Genomic DNA, 25,146 nt, shown 5'->3' with positions numbered 1-25,146 from the left:
TCGGTATTCGATTGACGTCAGAGAAGGCGGGTGCGACGCTCTTTCCATCAACCGGAAGGCGGAACGGCATATGGACGCATGCGACTTCCATTTCGTGATGATCAAGCCGACCCATTACGATGACGACGGCTATCCGATCCAGTGGCTGCGCTCGGCCATACCCTCCAATACGCTTGCAAGTCTGAACGGCCTGGCGGAAGCCGCAAAAGACCGCCAGGTGCTGGGGCAAAACGTCCGTATTCACCTCGAAACCTATGACGAAACCAACAAGCGGGTGCGGCCGGAAAAGATCGCCAGACAAATCCGCAAGCAGGGCGGCAAGGCCCTGATCGCGCTGGTCGGGGTTCAATCGAACCAGTTTCCGCGAGCCGAGGATCTCGCCCGGAAGTTCCTGCAGGAAGGGCTGCAGGTGGCGGTCGGCGGGTTCCATGTCTCCGGTTGCATCTCCATGCTCGAAAAGATGCCCGAGGAAATGGTCCGTCTGCAGGAGGAGGGGGGCAGCCTGTTTGCCGGCGAGGCGGAAGACCGGAGACTGGATCAGGTGTTCCGGGACGCCTTCGCGGACGATATGAAACCGCTGTACAATTTCATGGCGGATCTGCCGTCGCTTCAGGGCGAGCCGACACCGATCCTGCCCCTGAAACATATCCGCTTCACAGCCGGGTCCCATTCCAGTTTCGATCTCGGCCGTGGCTGTCCGTTTCAGTGCTCGTTCTGCACCATCATAAATGTTCAGGGCCGCAAGAGCCGGTTTCGGTCTGCCGACGATCTGGAACAGATCATCCGGGACAATTATTCCCAGGGGATCAACCGGTTTTTCATCACCGATGATAATTTCGCCCGCAACCGCGACTGGGAACCGCTGTTCGACCGGCTGATCGCCCTGCGGGAGGGTGAAGGGTTCGACATCAAGTTCATCATCCAGGTGGACACGCTTTGTCACCAGATCGAAAATTTCATCGAAAAGGCGACCCGGGCCGGCGTCAATCGCGTCTTTATCGGTCTGGAGAACATCAATCCGGACAATCTCCTGGCGGCCAAGAAGCGTCAGAACAAGATCACCGAGTACCGGGCGATGCTGCAGAAATGGCGCGCGCACGGGGCCACCACCTATGCCGGCTACATTATCGGCTTTCCGGGCGACACGAAGGAATCGGTCCTGCGCGATGTCGAGATCATCAAGAAGGAGCTGCCGCTCGATCTTCTTGAATTCTTCTACCTGACCCCGCTTCCGGGATCGGAAGACCACAAGGTGCTGTTGTCGAAAGGGATCTGGATGGACCCGGATCTCAACAAATACGATCTCAATCACCGGGTGACCCATCATCCCAGGATGAGCGATACGGACTGGGAGGAGGCCTACCGCCTGGCCTGGGAGAGCTATTATTCCGACGCCCATATCGAGACCGTGCTGCGCAGAGCCGCCGCCCACAAAAAGGGCCGGCCGGGCAACAAGCTGTTCCTGATGATGTGGTTCCGGCTGATGGTGCAATGTGAAGGGGTGCATCCGCTTGAGGGCGGCTATTTCCGCCTCAAGATCCGCACTGACCGGCGCAGCGGCCTGCCGGTCGAAAATCCTTTGGTCTTTTATGCGCGCTATTTTCTGGAAATCCTGGCGAAGCACTGGGCCTACGCGGCCGCCACGTGGCGGGTCTACAGGATCTACAGGAAGGTCAAATCCTCGCCGGACCGGCGCAGCTATTCCGATCTGGCGATCGCCGCCATGGACGGAACGGGAGAAGAGGACCTTGCGATGATCCGTGAAACGCGCGGCGGTACGGAAGCCGTGGCCAAGAAATCCCGCGACGCGGCCTTGAGCAAGGCGGGGAAAGACCGGGCAAAAGCCGCCTCCTTGTGAAGGGATTGGCGCACGCCGTATGGCGGACAAGCTTCCCTGCATCGCCGCCCTCCAACGTCGCCCTTCAACGCCGCTTGTCATTCGGGGCGAGGAACGCTGAACGAAGAAACTCTCCTTCGTCAGTCACACGCGCGGATGCTGACAAAAATCTGTTGCGGGTTCAAAAAACCGAAAGACAGTGTATGAAATTCGGTGTATTCGGCAAAGGCCGTCGACAGGTTCCCGGAGGGCAGGACGCCAACAGCAGCGCCGTTCCGGACCGTCGCCAATCATGGATGGAAACCGGGTGCGGCGCACCGGACGATTGGGGTCTTCAAGGGCACCATGAAAAAGGCTCTTCCCCAGGCCGGAACCGGGGATATCCAGATCCGTACGGCAAATTCAGACGATCTTGCCGAACTCCTTCGCATCGAAAACAGCGCTTTTTCGGGCGACCGGATCTCCAGGCGCAGCTTCCGCAGGTTTGTGGACAGTCCGAGAGCCCGCATTCTGGTGGCCAGCGGGGAAGCGGGCCTTTGTGGCTATGCGCTTTTGCTTCTGCGCCGGGGAACGGCACTCGCGCGGCTCTATTCGCTGGCACTTGACGCGGACCGGCGGGGAAAGGGACTTGGAGCCGCCCTGCTGAAAGCGGCCGAAGCAGCGGCCTTCGAGGCGGACAGGATCGTTCTGCGTCTTGAGGTGCGGGCCGACAACCAGGCCGCCACGCGCCTCTACGAAACAAATGGCTACCGTGTTCTTGGACGCGTCGAAAACTATTACGATGACGGCTGCGCGGCCCTTCGCATGGAAAGGCTTCTTCACGGGCCGGATCTCGGCTCCGGCAGAGCGCCCTACTATTCGCAGACAACCGATTTTACCTGCGGGCCCGCCTGCGCGCTGATGGCGATCCGGCATTTCGACGGGAAATTTTCCGCCGGGCCGCTTCAGGAACTGACGCTGTGGCGCGAGGCGACGACGATTTATCTCGCCACCGGTCACGGCGGCTGCGGCCCCTTCGGCCTGGCCAATGCGCTGGCGCGCCGCGGACTTTCGACTGAAGTGCGATTGTCCCCCGATAAACCGCTGTTCGTGAGTTCCGTCCGGGATCCGGAAAAACGCAAGATCCTGATCCTGGTGCAGGAAGGCTACCGGGCCGAAGCGAAAAAGCTTGGTGTCTCCCGGTCCAATCGACCGCATGACGCGGTGACACTTGCAAAACATGTTTGCGCCGGGGCGATGGCGATCGTGCTGATCTCCGGTTACCGGATGTTCGGTGAGAAAGTGCCGCATTGGGTTCTGGTTCACGATGCGGACGACCGGCATCTGATCCTGCATGATCCGTGGCTCGGGCATGAACGCCACGAAAGCCCGGCGGACGCCGCCAATCTTCCCGTACCGTTCGCCGAATTCGACCGCATGGCCCGTTGGGGCCGGGGCGGCGTTCGCGCGCAGGTCCTCATACGAAAGGAACCCTGATCCCATGTCCTCCTGGGTCATTCTGGTCGACAATCTCAAGGATGTTTCCAACGGCGATACCCCGCACAAGGTCATGACGGTGCATGAATATCTCATGCATCCGAAGCTGTTTGCCGGAGCCAATCCGTCGATCCTGAACCTGTCGCGCTCCTATGCCTATCAGGGCGCCGGCTATTACGCCTCGCTGCTGGCGGAAGCCCGCCAGCACCGGGTCGTTCCGGCCGTCGAAACGATGATCGAACTGTCGCGCAAGCAGCTCTATCAGCATGCCCTGCCGGAACTGGAGGACAAGTTGAACAGGTGCCTGCGCAAGATGGAGGCGGCGGAGGCCGATGGCACGACTCGGATGCTTGTCCATCTCGGCCAGACCGGCGACCCGGTTCTGGAACCTTTCGCCCGTCTGCTTTTCGACTGGTTCCGGGCACCGGTTCTGGAAGTCGTGCTCGAGCCGGGGGAGTGGCGCAGCATCAAACGGATCCGCGTTCTCGCGGTGGACGGTCTGTCGGCGCAGGAGCGGTCGCTTTTCCTGTCGGCCGTCGAAACCTATACGACGCGGCCCTGGCGGGCCCCGAAGCAGCGGGCGGTGATGAAATATTCGCTGGCCGTCCTGTCCGATCCGAAGGACGATCTGCCGCCCTCCAGCATTGCCTCGCTCAAGCACATGGCGAAGGTCGCCGCGCGCCAGGGGGTGGAGGTGGTTCCCATCGGCCGGGGCGATCTCGACAGACTTGCCCAATTCGATGCGCTGTTTATCCGCGAGACCACGAATATCGACAATCATACCTACCGCTTCGCCCGCCGGGCGGTTCAGGAAGGCATGCCCGTGATCGACGATCCCGTGTCGATGATCCGCTGCACCAACAAGGTCTATCTGACGGAACTCCTGAACAGCAACGGCATCGTGACGCCGAAGACGATCGTGCTGTCGTCCCTGAAGGAAGCGGGCGATCTGGAAGAGCGGCTCGGATCGCCCGTGGTGCTCAAGATCCCGGATGGGTCCTTCAGCCGCGGTGTGTTCCGGGTTGCCGGCACTGAGCCGATCCGGTCAAAGCTGAAGGAACTCTTCCAGGAAAGCGCCATTCTGCTGGCCCAGGAATACTGCCCGACCGATTTCGACTGGCGCATCGGGGTGCTTGACGGCGAACCGCTGTTTGCCTGCCAGTATCAGATGGCCAAACGGCACTGGCAGATCGTGCGCCACGAACCGGGAAAGAAGTCGGTCGAAGGCGGCTTCACGACTGTCTCCCTGGCGGAGACCCCGCCGGCCGTTGTCGATATCGCCGTGCGGGCCGCCCGGCTGATCGGCGACGGGTTTTATGGCGTGGACCTGAAAATGATCGATGACCGGGTCGTGGTCATCGAAATCAACGACAATCCCAATCTGGATCACGGCGTTGAGGACCTCGCCGAAAAGGATACGGTCTGGGAGCGTCTCATCCGCTGGTTCGTACGCCGGCTTGAAGTCAGGTGAGTGCCCGCCGATATAAAACGCAAGGAAATCTTCGGAAAAGGTTGCCGGATTATCCTGAATCCCGTATTCCCGGCCCGTTCCAATTCCTTTGAACAGCTTACCTGCCTTGTCTGCAGGAGTGAGCAGGAGAAAAACGATGATCCAACTGACTTTCCCCGACAATTCCGTGCGCGACTACGAAGCAGGCATCACCGGCCTGGCTGTCGCCGAGGGCATCTCCAAGTCGCTCGCCAAAAAGGCTGTAGCAATGGCTCTGGATGGGGAACTCAAAGATCTCACCGACCCGATCGGCACCAGCCACAAGATCGAGATCGTTACCCGCGACGATCCGCGCGCGCTGGAACTGATCCGCCACGATGCGGCCCATGTGATGGCCGAAGCGGTTCAGGAATTGTGGCCGGGTACCCAGGTCACCATCGGACCGGTGATCGAAAACGGCTTTTATTACGATTTCAAGCGTGTGCATCCGGACAGCGGCGACGACTGGCCATTCCACCCGGAAGAATTGCCGGTCATCGAGAAGAAGATGCGCGAGATCATCGCACGCGGCGCGCAGTTCACCAAGGAAGTCTGGTCCCGTGAGGAAGCCAAGCGCTACTTCACCGCGAAGGGCGAGGTCTACAAGGTCGAACTTGTCGACGCGATTCCCGAGGACCAGGAACTCAAGATCTACAAGCAGGGCCAGTGGCTGGATCTGTGCCGCGGCCCGCATATGGTCTCCACCCGGCAGATCGGCGATGCGTTCAAGCTGATGAAGGTTGCCGGCGCTTATTGGCGCGGCAATTCCGACAACGAGATGCTGAGCCGCATCTACGCAACGGCGTGGCACAACGAGAAGGAATTGAAGGCCTATCTTCACATGCTGGAGGAGGCTGAAAAGCGCGACCACCGCAAGCTCGGCCGGGAAATGGACCTGTTCCACTTCCAGGAAGAGGGGCCGGGCGTCGTCTTCTGGCATCCGAACGGCTGGGATATGTTCCAGACGCTCATCGCCTACAAGCGCCGTATCCTGAAGGACACCTACAAGGAAGTGAACGCGCCGCAGATCCTGCACACCTCGCTTTGGGAAACCTCCGGTCACTGGGGCTGGTACAAGGAGAACATGTTCTCCGTGCAGTCTGCCGATCCGGAGGCGGAGGACAGCCGTGTCTTCGCGCTGAAGCCGATGAACTGCCCGGGGCATGTCCAGATCTTCAAGCACGGCCTCAAGAGCTATCGCGATCTGCCGATGCGGCTGGCGGAATTCGGTGTGGTGCACCGTTATGAGCCCTCCGGTGCGCTGCACGGCCTGATGCGCGTGCGCGGTTTCACTCAGGACGATGCCCATGTCTTCTGCACCGAGGAGCAGATGGCGGACGAGTGCCTGAAGATCAATGACCTGATCCTGTCGGTCTACAAGGATTTCGGTTTCGACGAGATCGTCGTCAAACTGTCGACCCGCCCGGAAAAGCGCGTTGGCTCCGACGATCTGTGGGATCACGCCGAAGAGGTCATGGGCGAGGTTCTCAAACAGATCGAGACCCAGTCGGAAGGCCGGGTGAAAACCGATATTCTGCCGGGTGAGGGGGCGTTCTACGGCCCGAAATTCGAATATACCCTGCGCGATGCGATCGGCCGCGAATGGCAGTGCGGGACGACCCAGGTCGACTTCAACTTGCCGGAGCGTTTCGGCGCCTTCTATGTGGACAGTGACGGCGAAAAGAAGACGCCGGTGATGATCCACCGGGCGATCTGCGGCTCCATGGAGCGGTTTCTCGGCATCCTTATCGAGAACTATGCCGGTCATTTCCCGCTGTGGTTCGCACCGCTGCAGATCGTCGTGGCGACCATCACGTCCGAGGCGGATGCCTATGGCCAGGAAGTCGCCGATCTTCTGAAGGCCAAGGGTCTGAAAGTGGAAACCGACTTCCGCAACGAGAAGATCAATTACAAGGTCCGGGAACATTCGCTCGCCAAGGTGCCGGTGATCGTCGTCTGCGGCATGCGCGAGGCGGAAGAGCGGACTGTGAATGTCCGCCGTCTCGGCTCCAAGGACCAGACCTCCATGGGGCTCGACGAGGCGGTCACGGCCTTCACCGAAGAGGCTCTGCCGCCGGACATGAAATAGCCGCCGGTTTGCGGATTTACGGGGAAAACTGACAGCTTGCGCGATGTCCTTCCCCGAAGGTATGGACTGATGAAATTATGCCCTGCCGCTTCGGGACCGATCAACTTTCCTGCTTTCATGGACCACCCCATGAAAGCAGGTTGATCTTCGGCGATCTACTGTCATATTCGTGATACACTGCTTCTGGTACTGGGTTCCAAATTTGCCAGAGCAAAATCAGGTTCAAGACGACCGCCGTGCACCACACCGAATTCAGTTACGCCAATCCGGAACAGCCGCCGCTCAAGCGTTGGACCATTCGGGCGATTGAGGGTCTTTCGGGCCGGCGCAAGCTTGTCGACCTTTACGAGGTGTGGAAAGACACCATGGTCGGCACGTCGGAATATATCTGGAACGATCTTCTCGGGCTGATCAATCTGAACGTGTCCGTCGCCGGTGGCGAGTGGCCGCCGCAGAACCTGCCGGAAGGCCCGCTGGTTCTGATCGCCAACCATCCTTATGGCATCGGCGATGGCCTGGCGATCCTGGCCCTGGCGGAAAAACTGAACCGGCCGTTCAAGATCCTGATCAACAACGAGCTTCTCAAGGTGCCGGAGGTCCGGCCGTTTTCTCTTCCCGTGGATTTCGAGGAAACCAAGGAAGCCCTGAAAACCAATATGCAGACCCGCAAGGAGGCTCTCCGCCTTCTTCAGGAAGGCACGACGATCATCGTGTTTCCGGGGGGCGGTGTCGCGACCGCCGCAAAGCCGTTCGGCCGCGCGCAGGAACTGCCGTGGAAGACCTTCACGGCGAAGATGATCCGCTCCTCCAGGGCGACGGTTCTGCCGCTCTATTTCGATGGCCAGAACTCCTGGCTGTTCCACCTGGTGAGCAAATATTCGCTGACCCTGCGCCTGTCGTTGCTGGTGCGCGAATTCCGCCGCATCATCGGATCGGTGATGACTGCCCGCGCCGGTCAGCCGATACCGTTCGAAACCCTGTCCGGGTTCGGCGACCAGAAGGAAATCATGGATTTCCTGCAGACAAAGGTCATGGAAATGGCGCCAGCGGTAAAGGCGCAGCGAGTGCTTGGACGGCGCCTGTAAGGTATTTTTTCGAAAAACGAAACCTGCCTGGATGTCCGCGCGACGGCCTGAGGGCGGCAGTGGTCAACCGGTCAGTTGCTTGAAACTGTTTCTTCCTGGCTTGCCAGTTCGGCCATGCTGGTGACCACTTCGACTTCGCGGTCTTCTCCCGGCGCGACCTCGAAGGTGTGCAGGTAAGTGCGGCCGTTGTTGCGGGCAATCGCTTCGTATTCCCCCTCGGCCAGCACGAAATCCGGAAAAGCGCCGGTGGCTTCCACCACGATGTCGCCTCCAGGGCTCAGCACGGACCAGGTGGTGTTGGCAATGGCTTCGCCGCCGCGTTCATTGACCAGCTTCAGGGTAATGTCCGCGGCCTTGTGGAATATGGTCGCTTCGGTCAGCTTGCCGGGAAGGACCTGAATATCGGCGCGCACCACGGCGTTCACGTCGCCGTAACGGCTGACAACATGATAGGTATCGGCGGAAAGGCGAAGGATTGAGCCGGGTTTGACATTGCTGGCGATCAGATCGCGCTCACCGCGCTCGTCAAAATCCATGCCGTAGATGTCGAAGGACACTATCCGGTCGTCAAGATCCTCCCCGTCCTTGAGCGCCGCGCCGAACTTGATGCCGCCCGCATTGAGGGTGAGCATCTTGGACTGGACTTCCTTGCCGATCACGATCCGGTTCGTTGCCTGGGCGAAACCGTAGGCGGTGTGGACGAGATAGGTGCCCGGGTCGAGACGGAATTCCGCGTCGCCACCCTGCGAAGTCGCCACCAGTTGAAGCCGGCCGTCGGTATTTGTGGTCTCGGAGTAGATGCGCCAGATCAGGCCGTCATTCAGGGGAGAACTGTCCGGCGTGAGTTTCGCCATAAGATAGAGGGCGCCCTGGTCCAGGCCTTCGAGGACGTCCGTAGTGACGGAGCGTGCGGGAGCATAGGGGACCAGCGTATCGGAAAAGAGCGGCTCAGGCTCCCGGTCGAGCAGATTGATGATCGGCTCTTCAGGCGGGGCGGAAGGCGCGTTGGGATCGGGCTTGACCGCGGGTGGAAGAGGCGTCTGCGTGGATTGCGCATGGGCCGCAAGGCCGCCGCCGGACAGCAGGGACGCGAAAAGCATCAACGGAAGCAACACACTCCTGATGATGCGACTTGCGAAAAACATCCGGCCTGAAACAGTTCCTGCGTTCAACATGCCCACTTCAATATCATTTTTCCCCGACGGGAAAACCCGTCTTTTGAGTCGAAAGCCCTTTTTCTTTATTGGGACTGAAAATCGGGCAAATTCAAGACCATGGAAGGAAAACGGACCTGGTGTCCGCCGGAATGTCACCCATATCCTTGCCGATGTTGAAATGCGTGACTTCATTCGGAGCGACAGGATCCGCTTTTTGCCTCGTTTGAATGGAACGAAGCGCCGATTGGGCACAATCCTTTCAACGCTCAGGTGCTAGAAGTTGACAAATATGGTCAATCGATTAGGGGGATGGTTGCAAATGCGACTATCTGAACAGGACACGTTCATGCCGAGTTTTCATTCCGGTTCTCCGGAAACTCTCGAATTCCTACGAAAGCGGCGCTCACATCCTTCGGTGACCATGACGGGGCCGGGACCGGACGAGGCGCAGATCGCAGACATCCTGACCATCGCCGCGCGCGTGCCCGATCACGGCAAGCTGATTCCCTGGCGCTTCGTTCTGTACCGGGCGGAGCAGGGAAAGCGGATCGGCGCCTGGCTGGCGGAGCTCTGCGAGCGCAGGAACGGACCGCTCGATCAGGATCAGCGCGAAAAGGAACTGACCCGTTTCACGAGGGCGCCGCTCGTGGTCGGCGTCCTCAGCACGGCCACGGAACACCCGAAGATCCCGCTCTGGGAACAGCAACTCTCGGCTGGCGCTGTGTGCATGAACCTGGTGACGGCCGCGGCCGCTTCCGGTTTTGTGTCGCAATGGCTGAGCGAATGGTACTGCCTCGACGACGAGGCCGCCCGTTACCTCGGTGCCCGTCAGGGCGAGCGGTTCGCCGGTTTCGTGCAGATCGGCACGCCGACCCAGCCGCCGTTCGAGCGTCCGCGCCCCGAGCTTTCGGATTTGATCACCACATGGACGGAGACCGAGTAGCCAATGTTTTACGAAACGGAAAAGAATAATCACGGCCTTCCCCACAATCCGTTCAAGGCGATCGTCGCTCCGCGGCCCATCGGCTGGATTTCCACTCTGGACGGAGAGGGACGGGCCAATCTCGCGCCGTACAGCTTTTTCAATTGTGTCTGCGACCGGCCGCCGATCGTGATGTTTTCGTCCACCGGCTACAAGGACAGTGTAGCGAATGTGGACGCGACCGGTGAATTCGTCTGCAACATGGCAAGCTGGGACCTGAAGGACGAGATGAATGTGTCGTCCGCGGCCGTGCCGCACGAAACGTCGGAATTCGATCTGTCCGGTCTGGACATGGCGCCCTGCAGGCTGGTCAAGGCGCCCCGGGTCGCAAAAGCGGTGACCGCGCTTGAGTGCAAGCATCTGCAGACGCTGCATCTGAAGGGCCTCGACGGCGCGGAAACCGACAGTTACATGGTTATGGGTCAGGTGGTCGGCGTTCACATCGATGACAGTGTCATTGTCGATGGACGTGTGGATGTCACCCGCTACAAGCCGCTGTCGCGCCTTGGTTACATGGACTACGGCGTCGTTACCGAAGTCTTCCAGATGGCCCGGCCGAAGGTCTAGGTCAGGAATGCAGACAAGAGGGTTTGACGACGGTATCCGGCTTTGAAGATCCGCGGCGCTGCGGATATGACACTTGAGAAGACGCCGCTGAAGTCGGCGTCTTTCTGCTTTAAGGGTTGCCGACTCACCAGTATTTCGAATTATCAGTAGATTTTTTGTTAGCGTTTTTTCCCAAGAAAAAGTCCGGATGGCCTTTGATGTCCACAAATCCGGCAGATCACATGCGTAGAACTCCGCAGGCAGAAGTAAAAAAGAAGCGCCTGTAGTTGCTCTGTCCACCACCTGTGTGTTGTTAAGGTATTGTTAACCTTTTGAGCGTGAAGTGAGCCCTAAGGTTAACGAAGTCATAATTTAGTTCCGTCGAGGAGACAGGGTCATGCAAGTAGCTGACACCACCTCGATCGCGTCTCGGATCGAGCTAGCGTTTCAGTCTGCGAGTAGTTCAACAGGTACGTCATTCGACTACCTGGTGAAGACCGCTGCACGAGAATCGTCGTTCAATCCTGCGGCTAAGGCGAAAACCTCGAGCGCGACCGGGCTGTTCCAGTTCATTGAATCGACATGGCTGGAAACGATGAAGGAGGCCGGGCCGGCACACGGCCTGGACAAATACTCCGATCAGATCAAACAGAGCAAGAACGGCAAATTTTACGTCAGCGATCCCCAGATGCGGCGCGAGATTCTCGAACTGCGCAAGGATCCTGAAATCTCGTCCATGATGGCAGGCGCGCTGACACAGAAAAACGCCAGTTATCTTGAGAACAGAATCGGCCGGGAGCCGTCGGATGGCGAGCTCTATATGGCGCATTTTCTCGGAGCGCACGGGGCCAGCAAGCTGATTGAAACCACGGCCGCAAATCCGGACGTGCGGGCTGACAGCATGTTTTCCGCCCAGGCAAGGGCAAACAAACCGATCTTCTACAATCGCAACGGCACCGCCCGATCGATGCAGGAGGTCTATGAGGTCATCGTTTCAAAGCATGATGCGGTGAGCATGATCGCCGGAGTGAGCGGCAAGAAGAACCTGCGGACCTCCGGTGCGCTCACCAGTGTGGCTGCCTTGCCGAACGCGAAACCGGAAGGTGGCGCACCGGGCGTCAACCAGAATTCCTTCGATCATCTGGCAGGCGATCCGGCAGCCGCTTTCGCCATGCGCTCCAAGCCTTCCGCGTCCGTCCAGTTGGCCGCCGCGGGTGAGGCGGCGCTGGCGCTTTCGAACCGGATTTCGCCGGAATTCGCGCAGGCGCGCCTTGCGCTTCCCGAAACGCGTTCCGGCTCCGGCCAGTCCACCGGCCCGGCGGCGAGCGCCGTTTTCCTTCAGGAGGAACGGGTTGCGGCAACTCCCGGCGGAACCGCACCGCAGGATCCGGCCGAGGCCTCCATAAATGGCGGTGCCGCGGACGAAGCCACGACTCGTGTCCTGTCGGCTTTTCAGGCGGCTGAAACCGTCAATCCGTTCGAAGCGCTGTTCCGCAATGACGACGGGTCCACACAGGCCGGGGTCAATCCCCGGTTCGCTTCAGCGTTCGCGGCTATCGATGAAGTGGCTCTGTTCGGTGGGTTGTCCGGTGCTTCCAATCAGGTGGCGGCCCAGGAACTGGCATTGGCCGACCAGGGCGGGCCGCTGGATCTCACGCGGTTTTTGCGCCTGAAGGCGGAAGAGGAACAAAAGGATCTGCTGCCGCCGGCCTGATCTTCGGAAACCGGCCACCCTTGTTAAAATTATGGTGAACCGATCGTTAAGCCTTTGATGTCAGGATAACATCCGACACTTGGGAAGATTGTTTCACCGCCATGACCGTACACGACATTCTACAGCTGAATAACGATGATGAGAGCACCCTGGACATCCAGGCCGCGCAGGAACTCGCGGAGCGCTGTCTGGCAGCGGAGCCCGGTAGCCGGGAATGGAGCAGCATGGTTGCGGCTTTGACAATTCTTCTGGATGACCCGAGCCGGGGGGTGCGCAAGGCGATCGCGAAGTTTCTCGCCGCCAGTCCGTATGCGCCGGCTCATGTCGTGCGGTGCCTTGCGGGGGATGTCGATGAAGTCGCGGTCCCGGTCCTCAAATTCTCTCCAATTCTGTCGGATGCCGAGCTGGTGGATCTGTTCGCTGAGGGCAGCGATGCGGTGCAATGCGCGATTGCGGAGCGGGCCGGGCTGCCCGCGTCCATCTGTGCCGCGGTTTGCGAGGTCGGCAGTGAAATCTCCTGCCGGACGCTGCTGCGCAATACCAGCGCACAGGTGCTGCAATCCTCGCTGCTGCGTCTGGCGCAACGGTTCGAAAACCGTCCGGACATCTGCGACGAACTCCTGAAAACGCGGGACCTGCCTCTGCCGACCCGCTATGAGCTGCTCATGCGGCTGGCCGAGAACCTGGACGACCATCCGATCGTGCTGGAACGGGTTCCCGAACATCAAAGACATACATTCCTGAGCGACGCCGAAGACAAGGTGGTGCTGCGTCTGGCTCTGGAAGCCAGCGTGGAGGATCTGTCCGATTTCGTTGAACATCTGCGGGTAAGAGGCAAACTGACCACCCGCCTGCTGCTGCGCGCGGTATGTTGCGGACGCCTGCGATTCTTCGCGGCCGCCCTTGCCAATCTGGGCCAGGTGCCGCTGCCGCGCCTGTGCAGTCTCCTGATAACGGTCCGGCGCTCGGCCCTGCAGGCGATGCTGCGCAAGGCCGGCCTGCCGCTCAGGGCGCATCAGGCGTTCCTGCTGGCCATCGACATTGCCCGTCAGGCCGATGCCGACTTCACCTACGATCTGGCGCTCGACGAAGCCAGAATGCTGACGGAAACCCTGCTTGCGGAAATGCAGGACGGGGCTTTGGGAGCGGATGAGGATGTCACCGCATTCCTCCGCCGTTTCGCCATCGATGTCGCCCGGCTGGAAGCGCGCCTGCTGATCAGGAACGGCGGACTGCTGACCACAGCGGCCGCCTGAAGCCCTTTAGAGCCATCTGCAGGACAGCGTCCAGGATGCCCTCGACCCACCGCAGATAAATTTTCTGCCGCATGGATGGGTCAGGGTCTGACGCCCTGATCCGTGGGCTTTCCCGATCAGCGCATTGCCATAAGCGGTGGGGTCCGATGGGCAGTTTTCGTTGGCTTTCGCGGTGGTCTTCGGCTTGGTACCGCTTTTCGCGGGCGTATCCTGCCCTACAGCGACACATCTGCCGTTCTTGAGTTCCTGATTGCGGCCGCAGGTCAGCGGACAAACCCGGCCCGTCGCGCGCTTGAGCTGGTCCAGAACGGCAGGGGCCGGATCGAGCGAGGCGAGGTCTATCCCGCTTTCGCGGCCGTAGGTCCGGAGCGCCTGGCGGCTCCGGTTGCCCCAATCCCCGTCGATCCTGCCGACCGAGCAGCCGATACGATTCAGCTCGGTCTGCATGGATGTCGCAAGCTCTTGCGGGGTAAGCGTGCGGCTGGTGCTCTCGGGAAGGGGTGAGGCCGGCGTTTCTTCCGGCGTCAGCACGGCGACTGTGAGGTCTTGCGCCGGTGTATCCGCGGTTTCCTTTCTGGTGACAGCCGCCGCGGCATCCGCCGCCGCTTGCACACTGGCGCGCGCATCCGCTTCCGCCTTCTGTTTGATGGCATCGATTTTCAGATGTGCGAGCCTTGCGTAGATGCCTTCCGGATACTGATCGAGATAGGTCTCGAACATTTCCGGCCGCGTGGAGTTCTGGATGGATTGCCAGAAGGCGATTTCCCCGGATGTATCCTGTTGGACCTGCCTGTCCTGCTCGTTTTCCGCCCTGGCCTTCAGATCGACCAGGCGTATGCGTGCGATGTCGGCGAACTGACCGTTCGGGTAACGGCTGAGGTAGGTCTCGAAATAGGCGACGTTTTCACCGGACTTGATGGAGTCCCAATAGGTCAGTTCAATCTGCGGATTGATATCAGGGCGCTTTTTCTCCGGTGGCTTGACGATTTCCATCTGTTTCAGGATGACCTCTCCCGTCAGGGAGGAATTGTCCCAGGGTACCTGTTGCCCATTGGTGGCTGCCAGCACGTCCCGGCGCACCATGACAAGATCGCGGGTAATGTCCTGGCCCGGTGTGCCCAGATGTTTCAGGAGCGCGGTCGTGAAGGGGCTGTTCTTGCCGTCGCCGTCAAGGGCGACATTGCCCGGCTGCGTGGCAAAAGAGATGAGCGAGCCGACACCGGAACCGATTTTGGCAAGGCCGCGGCCAACGGCTCCCGAACGCGTTCCCATGGAACGGGCGAGGTTTTCCGTGAACGGGTTGTTCCGGCAGGCATCCAGAAACACCAGATTGACCTTTGTGGACTGTTCCATGGCGTTCAGGACAAGATTGGCCGGCATGGCTTCAAAGTCGAGATCGAGATGGGAGCCCAGTTGCGCGTCCACCGGAACCAGATAATTGTCACCCTTCACCTGAAGGCCGTGTCCGGCATAGAAGAACAGCGCGAGATCCGCACCTTCCAGCTTTCTGATGAATTCCCTGACGGTCTTACGCATGTCCCTGAGATTCAGATCGACACCGGTGGTCACGTCAAAGCCGAGATCGGTTAGCTTTCCGGACATGCTTCGAGCATCGTTATCGGGGTTTTTCAGCCTGGCAACGTTTTCGTAGCCCGAGTTGCCGATGACGAGAGCCACCTTTCGTTCAGCCTGAGCGACGGTCGCGGAAAGAAATAAAACCAAAAACAAAAATAAAATCTGCTTCACGGCAGTTCTCCATGAAAGTTCAGACGATAAAACCTGCCAATTTGGGTGTCAATCAACCCGTTGTAACCAGAGGCGAAATGCATGCCAGCCGGCATTGTCACCCGTCAGGCGCCGCGCCATTTCGAAAACGCGTTTGGCGCCCATGCGGACTCATGAAGATCCATAAGGTTGCGAAGATCACACGTCGTCAGGTTTTGGCGGAAACTGCGCCAGAAAATCGCCGGTCACGGTCTTCAGGGTTTCCAGCAACTGAACGCCTGTCCTGTTGGCGTCGTCCCTTGCGCCTTCCTTGACCATCGCCCGGATGGCTTCCACATAGCGTTCGGTCAGGTCAAGCGGCAAGGCGGCGGGGGAGGGGACGGTCTCGATCAGATGGCAGAAACTGGCGGCCGCTTCGCCGACCAGCGGAAAGCCGAGTGTGAGGGCCTGACCCTTGATATTGTGCGCGGCCTGAAACAGTGTCGCCAGCGTTTCTTCCGACATGCCTTCGGCTTGCACGGCTTCCCAGGCGCTTGTGAGCGCCCTTGTTTCATTGTCCATCCAGGCGCCGAAATGCTGGGAGAGGCGGTGCATCGCATCCTCGGCGGCCTTGACCGGATCGAATTTCTTGGCTTCGCGAGGTGTCAGTTCACGCACCTTGCTGCGCAAATCGCCCGGCGGTGACAGGATTTCGTAATTCTGATCCTTGGCAGTGTCGGCCATGGCAGCTTTCGTCCTCGTCTGCAGTGCTGCAAGGGGATGAGCGAGAAACGCTCCGGTCAGCTCAAGTATGGTCAATCATACTTAACAGGGTCTTGCCGGAGTGATTTTTATCAGTGCCTTTGACCGCGACAGGACCGGGCCACGATCAATAACGGAACATTTCCGTCAGGATACGCTCGTCCCAGCCGTGATCGGAATCAAACATGATCAGCCCTTCAAGGCGGGTCGATTCCTCGATCGCGACATGGGTGACGTTGCGAAATTCCCTGTGATCGGCGGACGCGCTGACGGGCCGTTTCGCGGGATCGACGATTTCGATGTCGACCTTTGCCGAATTCGGCAGCAAGGCGCCCCGCCAGCGCCGCGGGCGGAAGGCGCTGATCGGTGTCAAGGCCAGAAGATGGGCCGTGATCGGCAGAATGGGGCCGTGAGCCGACAGGTTATAAGCCGTGCTGCCGGCAGGGGTGGCGATGATACAGCCGTCGCAGACCAGTTCCTCCAGCCTGACCCGGCCGTCGACGGAAATTCTCAGGCGTGCGGCCTGCGAAGTCTGGCGCAACAGTGAGACTTCATTGATCGCCAGCGCTTTTTGCGTGGTGCCGTCCTCTCCGACTGCCGTCATTTCAAGCGGGCGGATCGTGGTGATATCCGCCTTGGCCAGCCTCTCCTCAAGACCGTCTTCGCGGTACTCGTTCATCAGGAAACCGACCGAACCGCGGTTCATGCCGTAGATCGGTTTGCCGCTGCTCATATGGGCGTGAAGCGTCTGCAGCATCAGCCCGTCGCCACCCAGGGCGACAATCGCATCCGCGTCTTCGACCGAATAATTTCCGTAGCGCTCCGACAGGCTGTCGAGGGCCGCGCGTGCTTCCTCCGTGTCGCTTGCGACGAAGGCCAGCTTGTTCAGCGGGATCGCGCGGATCTGGTCTGGTTGAAGCGGCGGCGCGGATTGGTTCATCGTCCAATGTATCTTTGCATCTGTCGATCTGGCGTCCGGCGAGCAAAACGCGTTGTCGGACCAATCGTTGCCCGCCGGTAGCACCATAGCCGGGCCATGTGGCAAGGGGCAGTGAAAAATCGTCTTTTGGCCGAAAGGCCGGAGCGGATCAGTTTCCCGTGGAGGCGGGCCGGTTCGCTGCGGCGCCTGATAGTGACTGAGTTTGTCCGCAGGACGGGTTTTCCAGCAAGGCCTGCCAGTTGAAAAACGGTACGATAGCGGACCGTTCCTTGTCGATCCTTGCCGACATCACGCCCGCCACCCGCGGGCCGTCAGGTGTTTCGACGAGCAGCGGACCGCCGGACGCGCCGCTTTCGGCGGAGCAGTCGGTGACCCAGCTTTCTTCCGCATTGCCCAGAACCCTGCAGGCCGGAACGACGGTCGGCAGATACCGGCGGCTCCGCCGGTATCCGACAGATCGAAACCGCGTGTCTTTCGTAAGGCGGGCGGCCTGTTGCAGGGACAGGGGCGGGACGGGCGCCAGCGAACTGGCCTCCTTCAGGATGATGATGCCGACGTCATTGCGGATATCGGCCAGTTTGACGTCTGTTGAAGGCGCAAATCCTTCAGCGGTTCTGAAACAGGCGGCTTCCAGTCGGGCCGCATATTCGTCGCGTCTGACGCCGGCGATGAAGAGCAGATCGTCAACCGCAAAGGGTTTCAGGGTTCGCTTGTTGTAGAGACAGTGCGCGGCCGTCAGCACGATGTTGGGGGCAATCAGCGTACCGGTGCACATGGAGGTGGTCCGATAGCCGGCAACGTTCACCCGTCCTATGGACGGCCAGGGGGCTTCAGTGCTGTCGATCACCTGGAGTTTGGCGGCATCCGCGGGCCCCAGGGCGAATATCGAGAGACAGGCCGCCAGCAGCGTAGCGGCCCGGCGCCGGATGATAAGCTGTCTTGCTGGCTTCATGCGTTGCTTGTATCGCATCGCCAGGCGCATTTCACCTGTCTTGCCCCCTCAGTCCGTTCTGATGGGCCTGAAAAGCGGTCTCATTCCCGCGAGAAAGGGCGGCAGGCAACAATGTTCCTTCGATGGCCATATACGGGAAGACATACAGGAAACGGGAAGAAATTCCGGGCTGTTGACAATCCGGTGATAAAATTGTTGCTGCGCTGCAGCATGATTGTTGCATAAAAAGTAGCCCTGCGCATAATAGCGTCATGATCTTCGGGCTTTCCATTCTGGTCATTGACGACAACAAGATCCGGGCGTCCATCATCGAGCAGGGATTGCGCGATGCCGGGCACGACCGGGTCATGCTCGTGCACCAGATGGGCGGACTGCTACGGCAGATCGCGGATATCAATCCGGATGTGATCGTCATCGATCTGGAAAATCCGAATCGAGACCAGCTCGAGCACATGTTCCAGGTTTCCCGCGCGGTTCGGCGGCCGATCGCGATGTTTGTCGACAAGTCGGACAGCCACTCGATTGAGGCGGCAGTCGACGCCGGCGTCTCCGCCTATGTCGTCGACGGGCTGAAGCGGGAGCGGGTGAAGCCGATCCTGGACATGGCCATCAGCCGGTTCCGGGCTTTTTCCAAACTGACCGAAGAGCTGGAGGAAGCCCGTAGCGAACTCGCCGACCGGAAAACCATTGACCGGGCAAAGGGCATTTTGATGAAATCAAAAGGTCTGTCGGAGCAGGAGGCCTACGATCTTCTGCGCCGGTCGGCCATGAACCAGAGCCGCAAGATAATAGATGTGGCCAGGAGCCTGGTTATCGCCAGCGGATTGCTGGAGGACTGAGCCATGCTGATTGAAAAAAGCCGTCGGGGCGGAACGGCCAGTCGGGAGACCGGAGGATTATGGACAAGAGCTTAACACCCGTCATTGCCGGTTTTATTCCTCTGCTGGACAGCGCGGTTCTGGTGGCTGCCGCGGAAATGGGGTTCGCGGAGCAGGAAGGCATCGCGCTGAAGCTCGTCAGGGAAACCTCCTGGGCGAATATCCGCGACCGGATCGCCGTCGGTCATTTCGATGTCGCTCATATGCTGGCGCCGATGCCGATCGCGGCAAGCCTGAATCTGACCAGTCTGGCCGTGCCTATGCTGGCGCCCATGCTGCTCGGTCTGGGCGGGAATGCCATAACGGTCTCGACCAGCCTTTGGGCGGACATGGCGGCCGGGGGCGCCGACACGGAGGGCGATCCCGCCTCGACCGGCAGGGCGCTGGCGGCAGTCATCGAGAGCCGGCGCTCAGAAGCAGCACCGCGCCTGCATTTCGGCGTGGTCCATCCGTTTTCCGGACACGCCTACGAATTGCGCTACTGGATCGCGGCCGCCGGTCTGGATCCCGACAGAGATGTGGAAATCACCGTCCTTGCGCCGCAGATCATGGCGGATGCGCTCGCGACCGGCCAGCTTGACGGCTATTGCGTCGGAGAGCCGTGGAATACGGCGGCGGTGGCGGCCGGGACGGGCCGGATCGCAACCTACAAGCAGGCCATCTGGCCCGACAGTCCCGAAAAGGTGCTCGGCGTCACCCGGAAATGGGCGGAGGCCAATCCCCGGACCCTGGCTGCCCTTCTGCGTGCCTTGTCCAGGGCCGCCGACTGGTGCGCTTCCGCACAAAACGTGGAGCAGCTCGCGGGACTGCTCGCGCGCACCGATATGCTCGGCTGTCCGGTGGAGATTTGCCTTCCGGCGCTTGAGGGCAGCATGCGCCTCGGCCGGAACACGATGAAGCAGGTGCCGGACTTTCTGACATTCCCGGGCGGGGCGAAGATGGCGCCGATGCCGGTGCACGGCAAGTGGTTCCATGAGCAGATGGTGCGCTGGGGTCAGGCGGAGCGATCGGAAGATGCCTCAGCGGAGGTGGCCAGGATTTTTTCCCCGGACATCTATCTGTCGGCTCTGGGGCTGGAAAACGTGCCCCGGGATGCGCCAATCCGCATGTTCGACGGCCGGGAATTCTAGCCGCGAAAAAGCGCGGCACTTTCCGCTCAGGTGCGCTGCAATGCACAAAAAAAGTTCAACTGCCTGCGGTTGCAGCCCTTAATTCATGCAGGCAGCGCAAACGGGCCTACAGCGACCTATTGCGTAAGCATCTGTGAATTATCGGTAAATTCGAAAATCACCTGGTTGGCATGTTTCGTGCTTCAAGTGAGGCGTGGCCGACGCTGGCCCAAGTGATATCGCGCCCGTTGCCGGGTGCTCAGGCAAAGCCGCCGCTCTGATCTGCATGGTCTCCTTCCATTCATGCTGGTCAGACGGCGGCTTTTTTATTTGCGCCTGGGCCCAGCCGGGCTGGCGCAGGGCAGATGAGGGAAGAGGACGAAACGATGTCAACGACAATAAAGATCACCCGCCGGGTTGCTCTTGGCGCCCTGATGGCGGCCACGGCGCTGGCGCCCGCTTCCAGTGCGTTTGCCGAGATGCTGGATGTCGAAAAGGACGAGCTGACCTTCGGTTTCATCAAGCTGACCGACATGGCGCCGCTCGCGGTTGCCTATGAGCTCGGTTATTTCGAGGACGAGGGGCTTTTCGTCACCCTGGAGCCGCAGGCCAACTGGAAGGTTCTTCTCGACCGGGTGATCACCGGGGAACTGGACGGGGCGCATATGCTGGCCGGTCAGCCGCTGGCGGCTACCATCGGCTTCGGTACAAAGGCGCATATCGTCACGCCGTTCTCCATGGATCTCAACGGCAACGGCATCACCGTTTCCAACGAAATCTGGGAGATGATGAAGCCGCATCTGGAAATGCAGGACGACGGCAAGCCGGTACATCCTGTCAAGGCGACCGCTCTGAAGCCGGTTGTCGACAAATTCAAGGCCGACGGCAAGCCGTTCAACATGGGCATGGTGTTCCCGGTCTCCACCCATAACTACGAGCTGCGCTACTGGCTCGCCTCCGGCGACATTCATCCCGGCTTCTATTCCGACACGGACATCTCCGGCCAGATCCAGGCGGACGCGCTTTTGTCGGTCACCCCGCCGCCGCAGATGCCCTCAACGCTCGAGGCCGGCACCATCTACGGCTATTGCGTCGGCGAACCGTGGAACCAGCAGGCGGTCTTCAAGGGGATCGGCGTTCCGGTGATCACCGACTACGAAATCTGGAAGAACAATCCGGAGAAGGTCTTCGGAATGACGCAGGAGTTCACCGAGGAATATCCGAACACCACGCTTGCCGTCACCAAGGCGCTGATCCGTGCGGCCAAGTGGCTGGATGAAAACGACAACGCCAATCGCATGGAAGCGGTCGAGATCCTCGCCCGGTCCGAATATGTCGGTGCGGACGCGGAAGTCATCGCCAATTCCATGACCGGCACCTTCGAATACGAAAAGGGCGACAAGCGCGACGTTCCCGACTTCAACGTCTTCTACCGCTACTTCGCGACCTATCCCTACTACTCGGACGCGGTCTGGTATCTGACCCAGATGCGCCGCTGGGGCCAGATCGGCGAATACAAGCCCGACAGCTGGTACGACGAGGTGGCGAAGTCGGTCTACCGCCCGGACATCTATCTCCAAGCCGCTGAATTGCTGGTCGAGGACGGCCATGTCGCGAGGGAAGACTTCCCCTGGGACACCGACGGTTACCGGGCGCCGACCCCGGCCGGGGATGTCATCGACGGCATCGCCTACGACGGCAAACAGCCGAACGCCTATATCGACAGCCTGCCGATCGGCCTCAAGGGCAATCAGGTCGTGACCGGCAGCGATGTCGTCGGCGGATAAGGGCCGGAAGCGGAGCGGCGAGGGCACAAACCGCCGCTCCTTCTTTTCCCATTGAGCATCAGAAATTCGAGACGAGGACCCTCATTATGGCCAATGCCGACACCGCAGGCAGTCAGGATATTGCCCGCGCCGCGCGCCGGGAGAAGCTCTTCACGCGGATCAACAAGGCTGCCGGCTGGCTGGATGCGCTCGGTCTGTCGTGGACCGTGCCGCTCCTGAAGATCGCCGCCGGCGACAGCCCCAGGGAACAGATGGGGGAACTCAAGCGGGTGCTTGTGATCCCGCTTCTGGGCATCGCCGCCTTTCTGGTCCTGTGGGGCATTCTGGCGCCGCAGGTTCAAACGTCCCTGGGGGCCGTGCCCGGTCCGGCGCAGGTCTGGGACCAGACCGTCAATCTCTGGGAAGATCATGTGCGCGAGCGCGGCAAGGCCGACGCTTTCTTCGAACGCCAGGAAAAGCGCAATGCCAAGCTGGTAGCGGACGGCAAGTCCGACAAGGTCAAGTGGCGCGACTATACCGGCAAGCCGACCTATATCGACCAGATCGGCACGTCGCTGAAAACCGTGGGGCTCGGTTTTCTGATCGCGACGATCATCGCCGTCCCCCTCGGGATCGCATCCGGTCTGTCGCGCTCCTTCAACGGCGCGATCAATCCGCTTGTCCAGATTTTCAAACCGGTCTCGCCGCTCGCATGGCTGCCGATCGTTACCATGATCATTTCCGCGACCTATGCGGATCCCGTCGACTGGCTGTCGAAATCCCTGTTGATCTCCGCCGTTACCGTGACGCTGTGCTCCATGTGGCCGACCCTGATCAACACGGCGCTGGGCGTTGCGTCGGTCGACAAGGACCTGATGAATGTCGGCCGTGTCCTGCAATTGCCGACCTGGAAGACCATCACCAAGCTCGTGCTGCCGTCCTCCCTGCCACTGATCTTCACCGGGCTGCGGCTGTCGCTGGGTGTGGGCTGGATGGTGCTGATCGCCGCGGAAATGCTGGCGCAGAACCCGGGACTGGGAAAATTCGTCTGGGACGAGTTCCAGAACGGCTCTTCGCAGTCTCTCGCAAAGATCATGGTCGCTGTGCTGACCATCGGCGTCATCGGGTTCCTGCTCGACCGGCTGATGTTCGCCCTGCAACGCGCCTTCACGTTCTCGGCGAACCGGTAAGGAGACCGATATGGCCTTTCTGGAAATCTCCGGCATCTCCAAATCCTATGGCGAGGGCGCCAACCGGACGGATGTTCTGGAAGACATCAACCTGAAGGTGGAAGAGGGGGAGTTCATTGCCATTGTGGGGTTCTCCGGAACCGGCAAGACGACGCTCATCTCCCTGCTTGCCGGCCTCATCGAACCGGACACCGGCGGCATCGTCTTCAAGGGCAGGGAAATTGACGGACCCAGCCCTGACCGGGGCGTGGTTTTCCAGTCCTATTCGCTGATGCCGTGGCTGTCGGTCGCGGGCAATGTGGCGCTGGCTGTCGACAGTGTCTTCCGGAAGAAGAGCTCCGCCGAGCGAAAAGCCATCTGCGACAAGTATATCGGGATGGTCGGGCTGGCGCACGCGAGGGACCGCAAACCGGCGGAACTTTCCGGGGGCATGCGCCAGAGGGTGGCCGTTGCGCGCGCGCTGGCGATGCAGCCGGAACTTCTGCTGCTCGACGAACCGCTGTCGGCGCTCGACGCGCTGACCCGCGCCAAGTTGCAGGACGAGTTCGCCGCGATCTGCGAGGAGGAGAAAAAGACCATCGTCCTCATCACCAACGATGTCGACGAGGCAATTCTGCTCGCGGACCGGATCGTTCCCCTGAAACCGGGAACAAACGCGACGCTCGGCCCTGAGTTCAACGTACCGTTCAAGCGTCCCCGGGACCGGGGAGAACTCAATCACGACGAGGACTTCATCCGTCTTCGCGCCGATGTAACAGCCTATCTGATGGAGGCCGGCGCGCAGCGCGGAGCGGATACGGAGCGGGATATCGTCCTGCCGAACATCGTTCCGATCACCCAGCGGCCGAAGGGTGGCGACAAACTGCCTGACGCCTATGAGCGTGCGGCCGAAACGGCCAAACAGGACCGGTATCTGGAATTTTCCCGCCTCAAGAAGGTCTACCCGACGCCGAAGGGGCCGCTGACGGTGGTCGACGGGTTCGATCTGAAGATGCGGAAGGGCGAGTTCATCACCCTGATCGGACATTCCGGCTGCGGCAAATCCACGGTTCTGTCCATGGTCGCCGGTCTCAATCCGATCACCGACGGGGCGATTGTGCTGGATGGCACTCACGTGACCCAGGCGGGTCCGGACCGGGCAGTCGTCTTCCAGGCGCCCAGCCTCATGCCCTGGCTGACGGCCTATGAGAACGTCGAGCTTGGCGTCGACAAGGTCTACCCGGATGCCTCCAGGGCCGAAAAACGGGACGTCATCGAATACTACCTGTCCAAGGTCGGGCTTTCCGATGCCATGGAAAAGGCAGCCGGAGACCTTTCAAACGGCATGAAACAGCGTGTCGGCATCGCCAGGGCCTTTGCCCTGTCGCCGAAGCTGCTGCTGCTCGACGAGCCTTTCGGCATGCTGGACAGCCTGACGCGGTGGGAATTGCAGGACGTCCTGATGGATGTGTGGAAGCGCACTCAGGTGACAGCGGTCTGCGTCACCCATGACGTCGATGAAGCCATCCTGCTCGCCGACCGCGTGGTGATGATGTCCAACGGCCCGAATGCCCGGATCGGCAACATCATGGAGGTTGACCTGCCGCGTCCGCGCTCGCGCAGGGAACTGCTCGCCCACCCGGATTACTACGCCTACCGCGAAGAACTTCTGGATTTCCTGGAGGCCTATGAGGGCGGCGCCGATCCCAGTCCGGAACAACTGAAATCCATTCAGGAGAAACGCGCGACCCGCATGGCCCGGCAGAAAGCCGCCATCCAGGCCGCTGAATGACACGAAGAGAGACCGACATGACGCCAGATGAAATCCAGCTCGTGCAAACCTCCTTTTCCAAAGTGGCGCCGATCGCCGATGACGCCGCCGCTCTTTTCTATGGCCGTCTCTTCGAGATCGCGCCGGAAGTCAGGCCGCTGTTCAAGTCCGAACTCGGCGCGCAGGGGCGCAAGCTCATGGCGACGCTGGGCGTGGTGGTGAACGGTCTGGCCGATCTTGAAACCATCCTGCCGGCTGCCGAGACGCTGGCCGTCAAACATGTCGGCTACGGCGTGGCAGCCGATCATTACCAGCCTGTCGGCGAGGCACTTTTGTGGACCCTGGAAAAGGGCCTCGGCGAAGCCTTTACCGAGGAGACCAGGCTTGCCTGGCTCACGGCCTATGGAACGCTCTCGGGCGTGATGATCAATGCGGCCTATTCCAACGCTGCGTCAGTGGAGTAA

Annotated in this window: 20 protein-coding genes; 15 read left to right on the top strand and 5 right to left on the bottom strand. The window is 60.4% G+C overall.

Features of this window, described 5'->3' with window-relative positions; translation table 11 throughout:
* Positions 1-70: 70 nt before the first annotated feature.
* The 5 genes from CLV41_RS11890 (at position 71) to CLV41_RS11870 (ending at position 7,976) form a co-directional block, all read left to right on the top strand.
* On the top strand, positions 71-1,858 hold the full coding sequence (locus tag CLV41_RS11890; protein WP_103222540.1) for a B12-binding domain-containing radical SAM protein: 1,788 nt from the start codon (positions 71-73) through the stop codon (positions 1,856-1,858).
* Between the two features lie 192 nt (positions 1,859-2,050).
* Positions 2,051-3,313, top strand: coding sequence for a peptidase C39 family protein (locus tag CLV41_RS11885; protein WP_208987465.1), 1,263 nt, complete (start codon positions 2,051-2,053; stop codon positions 3,311-3,313).
* Between the two features lie 4 nt (positions 3,314-3,317).
* On the top strand, positions 3,318-4,784 hold the full coding sequence (locus CLV41_RS11880; protein WP_103222539.1) for a RimK family protein: 1,467 nt from the start codon (positions 3,318-3,320) through the stop codon (positions 4,782-4,784).
* A 136-nt stretch (positions 4,785-4,920) separates the two neighbouring features.
* The gene (gene thrS / locus CLV41_RS11875; protein ID WP_103222538.1) at positions 4,921-6,891 is read left to right on the top strand and encodes a threonine--tRNA ligase; all 1,971 of its coding nucleotides are present in this window, start codon (positions 4,921-4,923) and stop codon (positions 6,889-6,891) included.
* Positions 6,892-7,127: 236 nt separating this feature from the next.
* On the top strand, positions 7,128-7,976 hold the full coding sequence (locus tag CLV41_RS11870; RefSeq protein WP_103222537.1) for a lysophospholipid acyltransferase family protein: 849 nt from the start codon (positions 7,128-7,130) through the stop codon (positions 7,974-7,976).
* Positions 7,977-8,047: 71 nt separating this feature from the next.
* Here CLV41_RS11870 and CLV41_RS11865 read toward each other — a convergent pair whose 3' ends face one another.
* Positions 8,048-9,088 carry a hypothetical protein gene (locus CLV41_RS11865; RefSeq protein ID WP_208987464.1) on the bottom strand — a complete coding sequence of 347 codons (1,041 nt, stop codon included), beginning with the start codon at positions 9,086-9,088 and terminating at the stop codon, positions 8,048-8,050.
* Between the two features lie 391 nt (positions 9,089-9,479).
* On the opposite strand from CLV41_RS11865, the gene CLV41_RS11860 reads away from it, so the two are divergent.
* The 4 genes from CLV41_RS11860 to CLV41_RS11845 all read left to right on the top strand — a co-directional run bounded on the left by CLV41_RS11860 (position 9,480) and on the right by CLV41_RS11845 (position 13,631).
* Positions 9,480-10,076: a nitroreductase family protein gene (locus CLV41_RS11860; RefSeq protein WP_103222536.1), complete on the top strand. Its 597-nt coding sequence runs from the start codon at positions 9,480-9,482 to the stop codon at positions 10,074-10,076.
* A 3-nt stretch (positions 10,077-10,079) separates the two neighbouring features.
* Positions 10,080-10,682, top strand: a complete 603-nt coding sequence (locus tag CLV41_RS11855) for a flavin reductase family protein (protein WP_103222535.1) — start codon at positions 10,080-10,082, stop codon at positions 10,680-10,682.
* A 376-nt stretch (positions 10,683-11,058) separates the two neighbouring features.
* Positions 11,059-12,375 carry a transglycosylase SLT domain-containing protein gene (locus tag CLV41_RS11850; protein ID WP_146048558.1) on the top strand — a complete coding sequence of 439 codons (1,317 nt, stop codon included), beginning with the start codon at positions 11,059-11,061 and terminating at the stop codon, positions 12,373-12,375.
* A gap of 101 nt (positions 12,376-12,476) precedes the next feature.
* Positions 12,477-13,631 carry a DUF2336 domain-containing protein gene (locus CLV41_RS11845; protein ID WP_103222534.1) on the top strand — a complete coding sequence of 385 codons (1,155 nt, stop codon included), beginning with the start codon at positions 12,477-12,479 and terminating at the stop codon, positions 13,629-13,631.
* 6 nt (positions 13,632-13,637) lie between these two features.
* On the opposite strand, the gene CLV41_RS11840 is transcribed toward CLV41_RS11845, so the two are convergent.
* The 4 genes from CLV41_RS11840 to CLV41_RS11825 form a co-directional block, all read right to left on the bottom strand.
* Complete coding sequence (locus CLV41_RS11840) at positions 13,638-15,377, bottom strand: caspase family protein (RefSeq protein ID WP_208987463.1); 1,740 nt, start codon at positions 15,375-15,377, stop codon at positions 13,638-13,640.
* A 177-nt stretch (positions 15,378-15,554) separates the two neighbouring features.
* Positions 15,555-16,079, bottom strand: coding sequence for an Hpt domain-containing protein (locus CLV41_RS11835; protein ID WP_103222533.1), 525 nt, complete (start codon positions 16,077-16,079; stop codon positions 15,555-15,557).
* A gap of 145 nt (positions 16,080-16,224) precedes the next feature.
* Positions 16,225-17,037 (bottom strand): NAD kinase, encoded by an 813-nt coding sequence (locus CLV41_RS11830; RefSeq protein WP_208987462.1) that lies wholly within the window; start codon positions 17,035-17,037, stop codon positions 16,225-16,227.
* 148 nt (positions 17,038-17,185) lie between these two features.
* Positions 17,186-17,989, bottom strand: coding sequence for a trypsin-like serine peptidase (locus CLV41_RS11825; protein ID WP_208987461.1), 804 nt, complete (start codon positions 17,987-17,989; stop codon positions 17,186-17,188).
* Positions 17,990-18,240: 251 nt separating this feature from the next.
* Between CLV41_RS11825 and CLV41_RS11820 the strand changes: the two genes are divergently transcribed.
* The 6 genes from CLV41_RS11820 (at position 18,241) to CLV41_RS11795 (ending at position 25,146) form a co-directional block, all read left to right on the top strand.
* Entirely contained in the window at positions 18,241-18,828 is a 588-nt protein-coding gene (locus CLV41_RS11820; RefSeq protein ID WP_103222531.1) for an ANTAR domain-containing response regulator, read from the top strand.
* A 59-nt stretch (positions 18,829-18,887) separates the two neighbouring features.
* Entirely contained in the window at positions 18,888-19,997 is a 1,110-nt protein-coding gene (locus CLV41_RS11815; protein ID WP_103222530.1) for a CmpA/NrtA family ABC transporter substrate-binding protein, read from the top strand.
* Between the two features lie 365 nt (positions 19,998-20,362).
* Positions 20,363-21,763, top strand: coding sequence for a CmpA/NrtA family ABC transporter substrate-binding protein (locus tag CLV41_RS11810; protein WP_103222771.1), 1,401 nt, complete (start codon positions 20,363-20,365; stop codon positions 21,761-21,763).
* A gap of 86 nt (positions 21,764-21,849) precedes the next feature.
* Entirely contained in the window at positions 21,850-22,932 is a 1,083-nt protein-coding gene (locus CLV41_RS11805) for an ABC transporter permease (RefSeq protein WP_103222529.1), read from the top strand.
* Positions 22,933-22,942: 10 nt separating this feature from the next.
* Positions 22,943-24,703, top strand: a complete 1,761-nt coding sequence (locus tag CLV41_RS11800; RefSeq protein WP_103222528.1) for an ABC transporter ATP-binding protein — start codon at positions 22,943-22,945, stop codon at positions 24,701-24,703.
* Positions 24,704-24,720: 17 nt separating this feature from the next.
* On the top strand, positions 24,721-25,146 hold the full coding sequence (locus CLV41_RS11795) for a globin family protein (RefSeq protein ID WP_103222770.1): 426 nt from the start codon (positions 24,721-24,723) through the stop codon (positions 25,144-25,146).

Origin of the sequence: Roseibium marinum, from assembly GCF_002906165.1 — a bacterium.
GTDB lineage: Bacteria > Pseudomonadota > Alphaproteobacteria > Rhizobiales > Stappiaceae > Roseibium > Roseibium marinum.
Note: the sequence above shows the minus strand (reverse complement) of the source record. Positions and strands in the feature narration are given on the sequence as shown.

Excerpts from the sequence above, each read along its gene's own strand:
- CLV41_RS11890 (WP_103222540.1), top strand. The coding sequence starts at position 71 with ATGGACGCATGCGACTTCCATTTCGTGATGATCAAGCCGACCCATTAC.
- CLV41_RS11880 (WP_103222539.1), top strand. The coding sequence starts at position 3,318 with ATGTCCTCCTGGGTCATTCTGGTCGACAATCTCAAGGATGTTTCCAAC.
- thrS (WP_103222538.1), top strand. The coding sequence starts at position 4,921 with ATGATCCAACTGACTTTCCCCGACAATTCCGTGCGCGACTACGAAGCA.
- CLV41_RS11860 (WP_103222536.1), top strand. The coding sequence starts at position 9,480 with ATGCCGAGTTTTCATTCCGGTTCTCCGGAAACTCTCGAATTCCTACGA.
- CLV41_RS11855 (WP_103222535.1), top strand. The coding sequence starts at position 10,080 with ATGTTTTACGAAACGGAAAAGAATAATCACGGCCTTCCCCACAATCCG.
- CLV41_RS11850 (WP_146048558.1), top strand. The coding sequence starts at position 11,059 with ATGCAAGTAGCTGACACCACCTCGATCGCGTCTCGGATCGAGCTAGCG.
- CLV41_RS11845 (WP_103222534.1), top strand. The coding sequence starts at position 12,477 with ATGACCGTACACGACATTCTACAGCTGAATAACGATGATGAGAGCACC.
- CLV41_RS11835 (WP_103222533.1), bottom strand. The coding sequence starts at position 16,079 with ATGGCCGACACTGCCAAGGATCAGAATTACGAAATCCTGTCACCGCCG.
- CLV41_RS11830 (WP_208987462.1), bottom strand. The coding sequence starts at position 17,037 with ATGAACCAATCCGCGCCGCCGCTTCAACCAGACCAGATCCGCGCGATC.
- CLV41_RS11825 (WP_208987461.1), bottom strand. The coding sequence starts at position 17,989 with ATGAAGCCAGCAAGACAGCTTATCATCCGGCGCCGGGCCGCTACGCTG.
- CLV41_RS11820 (WP_103222531.1), top strand. The coding sequence starts at position 18,241 with ATGATCTTCGGGCTTTCCATTCTGGTCATTGACGACAACAAGATCCGG.
- CLV41_RS11815 (WP_103222530.1), top strand. The coding sequence starts at position 18,888 with ATGGACAAGAGCTTAACACCCGTCATTGCCGGTTTTATTCCTCTGCTG.
- CLV41_RS11810 (WP_103222771.1), top strand. The coding sequence starts at position 20,363 with ATGTCAACGACAATAAAGATCACCCGCCGGGTTGCTCTTGGCGCCCTG.
- CLV41_RS11805 (WP_103222529.1), top strand. The coding sequence starts at position 21,850 with ATGGCCAATGCCGACACCGCAGGCAGTCAGGATATTGCCCGCGCCGCG.
- CLV41_RS11800 (WP_103222528.1), top strand. The coding sequence starts at position 22,943 with ATGGCCTTTCTGGAAATCTCCGGCATCTCCAAATCCTATGGCGAGGGC.
- CLV41_RS11795 (WP_103222770.1), top strand. The coding sequence starts at position 24,721 with ATGACGCCAGATGAAATCCAGCTCGTGCAAACCTCCTTTTCCAAAGTG.